The following is a 7,281-nucleotide window of genomic DNA, read 5'->3' as shown; positions in this document are numbered from 1 at the left end:
GTTCTCCGCGAAATCTATTTAGGTAGAGCGTCCGGCGAATTCCTTAGGGGGTAGAGCACTGGATGGATGCGGGCGGCGCGAGCTGTACCAATTCTAACCAAACTCCGAATACCTAAGAGAACTACCGGGCAGACACACGGCGGGTGCTAACGTCCGTCGTGAAAAGGGAAACAACCCTAACCATCATCTAAGGCCCCCAAGTACTGGCTAAGTGGGAAACGATGTGGGTTTGCTTTGACAACCAGGATGTTGGCTTAGAAGCAGCCATCATTTAAAGAAAGCGTAACAGCTCACTGGTCAAGCGAACCTGCGCGGAAAATGTAACGGGGCTCAAGCCAGTCGCCGAAGGTATGGGTGTGCACTCTGTGCACGCGGTAGCGGAGCGTTCCGTAAGCCTGCGAAGGGAAGGCGTGAGCCTTCCTGGAGGTATCGGAAGTGAGAATGCTGACATGAGTAGCGACAAAGAGTGTGAGAGACACTCTCGCCGAAAGACCAAGGGTTCCTGCGTAAAGCTAATCTGCGCAGGGTTAGCCGGCCCCTAAGGCGAGGCCGAAAGGCGTAGTCGATGGGAACCAGGTAAATATTCCTGGGCCAGTTGGAAGTGACGGATCTCGTAAGTTGTCGAACCTTATTGGATTGGAACGGCAGCGAAGAGGTCCCTGGAAATAACTCCAACGGAGACCGTACCCGAAACCGACACAGGTGGTCAGGTAGAGTATACCAAGGCGCTTGAGAGAACTATGCTGAAGGAACTCGGCAAATTGCACGCGTAACTTCGGGATAAGCGTGACTCTGCTTAGGGCAACCTTTGCAGAGTGGCACAAGCCAGGGGGTAGCGACTGTTTATCAAAAACACAGGGCTCTGCGAAGCCGCAAGGCGACGTATAGGGTCTGACGCCTGCCCGGTGCCTGAAGGTTAAAAGGAGGGGTGCAAGCTCCGAATTGAAGCCCAGGTAAACGGCGGCCGTAACTATAACGGTCCTAAGGTAGCGAAATTCCTTGTCGGGTAAGTTCCGACCTGCACGAATGGCGTAACGACTTCCCCACTGTCTCCAGCATAGGCTCAGCGAAATTGAATTCCCCGTGAAGATGCGGGGTTCCCGCGGTCAGACGGAAAGACCCTATGAACCTTTACTGCAGCTTCGCCTTGGCGTTAGCAACAACATGTGTAGGATAGGTGGGAGGCTATGAAACCGGGGCGCCAGTCTCGGTGGAGCCATCCTTGAAATACCACCCTTATTGTTGTTGACGTCTAACCGCGGCCCGTTATCCGGGTCCGGGACATGGCGTGGCGGGCAGTTTGACTGGGGCGGTCGCCTCCCAAAGTGTAACGGAGGCGCGCGATGGTGGGCTCAGAGCGGTCGGAAATCGCTCGTCGAGTGCAATGGCATAAGCCCGCCTGACTGTGAGACTGACAAGTCGAACAGAGACGAAAGTCGGCCATAGTGATCCGGTGGTCCTGCGTGGAAGGGCCATCGCTCAACGGATAAAAGGTACTCTAGGGATAACAGGCTGATTTTGCCCAAGAGTCCATATCGACGGCAAAGTTTGGCACCTCGATGTCGGCTCATCACATCCTGGGGCTGGAGCAGGTCCCAAGGGTTCGGCTGTTCGCCGATTAAAGTGGTACGTGAGCTGGGTTCAGAACGTCGTGAGACAGTTTGGTCCCTATCTGCCGTGGGTGTACGAGACTTGAGAGGATCTGTCCCTAGTACGAGAGGACCGGGATGGACACACCTCTGGTGGACCTGTCGTGGCGCCAGCCGCGCAGCAGGGTAGCTAAGTGTGGAATAGATAACCGCTGAAAGCATCTAAGCGGGAAACTAACCTCAAAACAAGGTCTCGCTGAGAGCCGTAGTAGACCACTACGTTGATAGGCCAGGTGTGGAAGTGCCGCGAGGCATGCAGCTTACTGGTACTAATCGCTCGATCGGCTTGATCGTTCTTAGTTGAACTCATGATCATGCGCACCAATACATCATACGTCCGACAATCGATGTCTTCTTAAACATCCCTTCCGCCGACCTGGTGGCTATGCCGGGGGTTCCCCACCCGATCCCATTCCGAACTCGGTCGTTAAGTCCCCCAGGGCCAATGGTACTTCGTCTTAAGGCGCGGGAGAGTAGGTCGCCGCCAGGTCCGCCGAAGGGATGTCTCCTCTGATCAACACAGAGCCAGCCTGACCCTTCCCAACGATACCCCACGGCCGCGGGATGGAGCAGCCCGGTAGCTCGTCAGGCTCATAACCTGAAGGTCGCAGGTTCAAATCCTGCTCCCGCAACCAACACCCCAAATCACAACACACACACTCAGCCCGCAGGCCAAAAGCCGCGGGCCTATCCCCGTTTCACAATCATCACCAGACGCGCACGCACGCCGGCACGACTAGAGCGCGCCGGCCCCCGACATCAGCCGACCCGCCAACTCCCGCCGCCAGCCACGGCCGGCGATCGTCAGGTCATAGCGCTGGTTGCCGTCGACCCAATCCAGCACCAGGCGCACCGCGCCATCGGCCGTGACGACCCGCTCCGTCTCGCCGGAGACGACCCGCATCTCCCCCGCGCCGATCAGGTTCAGCACCAGGCCCTCGCGGCTCCAGGCCAGCGCGGCCTCAGGCCCGGCATCACTTCCCGCACGCTCAAACCGCCGATGAAAGCCGTCCGGCCCCATCACCTGCAGATCGAGCCCGTCCCCGGCCGCCCAGGCGTCCGACAGCGTGCGGCCGCCCTCGATCGTGTAGCGGCGCGGTCCCGCCTCCAGGTCGCGGCGGTCATAGACGTGGAAGACGGCCGCTCGCGCCCCTGCGTTGGTCAGGGTCAGCCGCGCGCGGCCCTGCCCGTCGACCGCGATGTCGCTCTCCAGGGCGTAGGGGCTGGGGCAGGCGGGCCGGAAACCGTCGGCCTGCGCCGGCGCGCGCGGCGTCGCGGGCGCCGGCGGGGTGGTCCTCCATCCCAGGGCCGCCGCGCGGTCGGCGTCCTCGGACGGCGACGGCAGCATCGGGGGCTCGGGATCCGCGCCGCTGAAGTCGAAACAGGCGGTCAGGTCGCCGCAGACCGCACGCCGCCAAGGCGAGATGTTGGGCTCCAGCACGCCGAACCGCCGCTCCAGGAAGCGGATCACCGAGGTGTGGTCGAACACCTCCGAGCTGACGCGGCCGCCGCGGCTCCAGGGCGATATCACATACATCGGCACCCGGGGTCCGAGACCATAAGGCCGGCCGCGATAACGCGGCTTGTCGAGCCCGGCGTCGGCGGGGCTGGGGCGGAGATGATACTCGCCCGCGAGATCGACGGTCGATCCGCCGCGCGGTCGTCCGTCGGCGTCGAGGGAAGGCGGGGCCGGCGGCGGCACATGGTCGAAGAAGCCGTCGTTCTCGTCGAAGTTCACCAGCAGCACCGTGCGGGCCCAGACGTCCGGATCGGCGGTCAGGGCGTCGAGGACCTGGGCGGTGTAGGCCGCGCCCTGGGCCGGGCTGGACGGTATCGGATGCTCGGAGCCGGCCGCCGTGGCGATCACGTAGGAGACCTGCGGCAGGCGACCGCGCAGCACGTCCTCCTTCAGCGCTCCGAGCGTGCGCGTGGTCAGGCCGCGCTCGACCAACGCGGGGTTTGATCCGGGCGCGCCGGCGGCGGCCCGCTGGAAGGCCTCGAAGCCGACGAGGGGATTGTCGGTGAAGTTGTCGGCCATGTCCTGGTAGATGCGCCAGTCGACGCCCGCGGCCTGGAGGCGCTCGACATAGGTCGTCCAGCGATAGGGTTCCTGACGGCTGCCCCTGGCGGGAAGCGAGTCATGGGAGTTGCCGATGCAGGGCCCGCCGGCCTGTCCCGCGCCGTCGATCGAGCCTGACCACATCATCACGCGGTTCGGGTTGGTGCCGGTCTGCAGCGAGCAGAAATAGGCGTCGCAGAGTGTGAACGCATCGGCCAGGGCGTACTGGAAGGGGATGTCCTCGCGATCGTAGTACCCCATGGAATGGGCCCGCTTGGCCTCCGGCCACCGCCCCATGCGCCCTTCGTCCCAGGCCGCCTGGGCGTCGGGCCAGCTGTGCGGCGTTCCCTCGACGCGCATGTGGGCGAATGTCTGGCGGGCTCCGAGCGGGAAGGGGGCCAGCCAGCGGGGCGTGCGTCTTCCGCCCCGATACTGCAGCAGCACGTTGCGTTCGCGGCCCTCGACCGCGGGGGCCGGCGCCGGATGCGGGTCCGAAAAGCCCCGGACGCCGGCCATGGCGCCGAAGTAGTGATCGAAGGAGCGGTTCTCCTGCATCAGGATCACGACATGCTCGACATCCTCGAGCGAGCCCCTGCACACCCTCGGACCGATGCTCCAGGCCTTGGCGACGGCGGGGGAGATGGCGGAGAGCGCCAGGCTCGTGATCAGGCTGCGGCGATGGAGCTGGGGCATGGCGGCGTGAGGGCTGGAGGATATGGAACCTTCACCCGATTCTAGACGCCGGCTGTGACAGCGATCCGTCCTGGGCGGCTGTTTCATCCCCGCTGTCGACAATGGTCTCCTAGGAGGTGTTTTTTGCGTTTTCTGTATAGTGGGTGCGTCTATCGTGCAGAGTTCGAACGTGTTTCGATGAAAAGGCATAGCTTTGTTATGCAAAATTAGGAGCGTTGAGAATATTTCTGCACACCGGAAAAATGTGTGGGGTTGAATTCACACTTGTTCATGGGGTGGCATGAGTTTTATCGACTATGGAGAATCGTCGTGAGGTTCTTCGAGGACATCAAAGTCGGCTCGAAGGTCGCGGACGTTGTCCCAACCGCTCCGGGGAGGCGGCATGCACCGAGATTGGGCCGCGCTCGTGCCCGAACTGCTCTGCACCGACATCGCGCGGAGCGTGCGCTTCTACTGCGACCTGCTCGGTTTCCGCGTCCGCTTCGAGCGGCCGGAGGATCGGTTCGCCTACCTGGAGCGCGGCCCGGTCCAGCTCATGCTCGAACAACGCGACGCTGACAGTTGGGAAGTCGCGCCGATGGAGCGTCCGTTCGGTCGCGGCATGAACCTGCAGATCGAGGTCGACGCCGTCGAGCCGATCCATGAGAGCCTCAAGGCGGCCGGCGTGCCGCCCTTCGGCGGGCCGCAGCGGTCTTGGTATCGCGACGGGGATCTGCACCACGGGCAGGTCGAGCTCCTGGTGCAGGATCCGGACGGCTATCTGCTGCGGTTCGTCGAAATCATCATGACCGAGATGTCCGAACCGGGCGCCATGCTGCGCGTCGTCGGCGGCCGGGCAGATTGATGGCGGCCAGGGCGGCGCGGCTCATCAAATGCAAATCCGGCGACCTGGCGTCGAGTGCACAGTCAGCGCTTCAATCGGCGTCGACGCCGAGGAGAATGTTGTGAAGTTCAATCTCTGGGCGTTCCTCCAGTGCCTGTTCAACAATGGGCACGAGTTCACCAACAGCAAGAGCCGCCGAGGGTACGTGACCTGCGTCCATTGCGGGTTCCGCAAGCGGTGGCGGTGAAAGCCGTCGCCGCTATTCCAGGGGAATGGGGCCCCTGAGGTAGCGCCGGATCCGGGCTTCGGAAAGATCGGCCAGGCAGACGGCGAGCGTGTCGATGGCGACGGGCTTGGGTTGGACGGCGTCGAAGCCGGCGCGAAGAAGTTTCTCGGCCGCGCCCTCAAGGATGTCCGCCGTCAGCGCGATCACTGGAATGTCGCGGGCCGGGCCGCCGGCGCCCGCGCGGATCGCCTGCAGGGCTTCCGTCCCGCCCATGCCAGGCATGTGGATGTCCATGAGGACCGCGTCGAACTCCTCGGCCTCCAGGGCCTGGAGCGCCGCCAAGCCGTCGCTCTCGGCCCTGGTCTCGCAGTCCAGCGCGTTCAGCAGCGTCTCGACGACCAGACGGTTGACGGCGTTGTCGTCAACGACCAGGACGCGCAGACCGGCGATGCTGCGGGCCGCCGGGGCCGCCGGGGCCGGCTCCTGATCCGCGGCCAGCGGAAGCGTCAGGCGCAGGGTGAAGGTGGAGCCTTCGCCGAGCACGCTGACCAGATCGACCTCGCCATCCATCGCTTCGGCCAGGCTGCGGCAGATGCTCAGGCCCAAGCCAGAGCCGCCGAACCGTCGGGTCACGGAGACATCCGCCTGGGTGAAGGGCTCGAAGAGGCGCCGCTGCTGCTCCGGGGCGATGCCGATGCCGGTGTCGCGCACCGCGATGACGACCTTGGCGTGGGTCGCGCCGATCGGGCTCACCGTAACGGCGACCACGACTTCCCCAGTGTCGGTGAACTTCAATGCGTTCGAGACCAGGTTGATCATGATCTGGCGAATGCGGGTCGGGTCGCCGATGAGCCAGGGCGGTTGCGGCGGCTCCAGCGTGAATGTCAGGCCGACCTGCTTGCTTTCGGCGATCTGGGACCAGACCTCGCGCACGCGGTTGATCTTGTCGACGAGGTTGAACGGCACGGCTTCGAGCTGAAGCCGGCCGGCCTCGACCTTGGAGATATCCAGGATGTCGTTGAGGTGGGCCAGCAGGCCTTCGCCCGACTGCAGCAGGATGCCGAGCTGATGGCGCTGATGCTGATTGAGCGGGCCGGATTCCAGCGCCTTGGCCATGCCGAGGACACCCGTCATCGGCGTACGCAGTTCATGGCTCATGAGGGCCAGAAAGGCCGTTTTGGCATCGCTGGCGGCCACCGCTTCGGCGCGTGACGCCTCGAGGGCTTCCGATTGGCGGCGCGTCGCCTGGGAGGCGCGCAGGAAGTAGGCGATCATCACCACCGTCGCGATGGTGACGATGGCGCGCTCTGCAAGCGGGAGGTCGGTCCCGACCAGGCACAGCGCGAGCAGCATCGCCGCCGGCATGCCGCCGACCATCAGCAGCATCAGCCGCGAGCGAGCGCTGAAGGCCTGGGCGTGGGCCATCTGGCCGGTCAGCAGGCAGAAGACGGCGAGCTGAAGGGCGTGGGCGCCCGGGTTCCACAGCAGGAGCGCCAGTATGGTCCAGACGAAGGTCATCCAGGCGATGGAGCAGACGTACCCGATCAGTCCGCGTCGCGGCAGAGGGCGAGGCGCCTGACGGGGAAAGCAGCTGAGCCAGGTCCAGATCTCGGCCACGATCAGGGCCGTGGTCCAGCCGACCGCGATCAGGCCGCCTTCGGCATGGGCGAGCACGGCTGCGCCCAGCCCGGCCGCGGCGAAACGCGCGACCAGGATCGGGATGCTGCGCCGGCGCAGATCGTTGACGCCGTCGTTCAGCCAGCCCCGGGTGAGGCGCGGCGCGTGCGCCTTGATCGACAATGACTTCACGGAGGACTCCTTGGCGAGGCGG

General features: G+C 64.2%; 4 protein-coding genes, 1 tRNA gene and 2 rRNA genes (1 of these 7 running past the window's edge). 5 read left to right on the top strand and 2 right to left on the bottom strand.

The window, feature by feature from the left end; all coding sequences use genetic code 11:
• From CSW64_RS16680 to CSW64_RS16670, 3 genes are all read left to right on the top strand, one after another.
• Positions 1-1,943, top strand: a 23S ribosomal RNA gene (locus tag CSW64_RS16680) (it extends 845 nt beyond the left edge of the window).
• A gap of 81 nt (positions 1,944-2,024) precedes the next feature.
• Positions 2,025-2,139, top strand: a 5S ribosomal RNA gene (gene rrf / locus CSW64_RS16675).
• Between the two features lie 68 nt (positions 2,140-2,207).
• Positions 2,208-2,284, top strand: a tRNA-Met gene (locus CSW64_RS16670).
• 101 nt (positions 2,285-2,385) lie between these two features.
• Here CSW64_RS16670 and CSW64_RS16665 read toward each other — a convergent pair.
• Positions 2,386-4,401: a phosphocholine-specific phospholipase C gene (locus tag CSW64_RS16665; protein WP_099623158.1), complete on the bottom strand. Its 2,016-nt coding sequence runs from the start codon at positions 4,399-4,401 to the stop codon at positions 2,386-2,388.
• Between the two features lie 382 nt (positions 4,402-4,783).
• Here CSW64_RS16665 and CSW64_RS16660 point away from each other — a divergent pair, with 382 nt between their 5' ends.
• Both CSW64_RS16660 and CSW64_RS22420 read left to right on the top strand, forming a co-directional pair.
• Positions 4,784-5,245, top strand: coding sequence for a bleomycin resistance protein (locus CSW64_RS16660; protein WP_099623157.1), 462 nt, complete (start codon positions 4,784-4,786; stop codon positions 5,243-5,245).
• Between the two features lie 100 nt (positions 5,246-5,345).
• Positions 5,346-5,471, top strand: coding sequence for a hypothetical protein (locus CSW64_RS22420; protein WP_281258606.1), 126 nt, complete (start codon positions 5,346-5,348; stop codon positions 5,469-5,471).
• A gap of 12 nt (positions 5,472-5,483) precedes the next feature.
• On the opposite strand, the gene CSW64_RS16655 is transcribed toward CSW64_RS22420, so the two are convergent.
• Complete coding sequence (locus CSW64_RS16655; RefSeq protein WP_150131441.1) at positions 5,484-7,259, bottom strand: ATP-binding protein; 1,776 nt, start codon at positions 7,257-7,259, stop codon at positions 5,484-5,486.
• Positions 7,260-7,281: the final 22 nt, after the last annotated feature.

Source organism: Caulobacter mirabilis (assembly GCF_002749615.1).
Classification (GTDB): domain Bacteria; phylum Pseudomonadota; class Alphaproteobacteria; order Caulobacterales; family Caulobacteraceae; genus Caulobacter; species Caulobacter mirabilis.
Note: the sequence above shows the minus strand (reverse complement) of the source record. Positions and strands in the feature narration are given on the sequence as shown.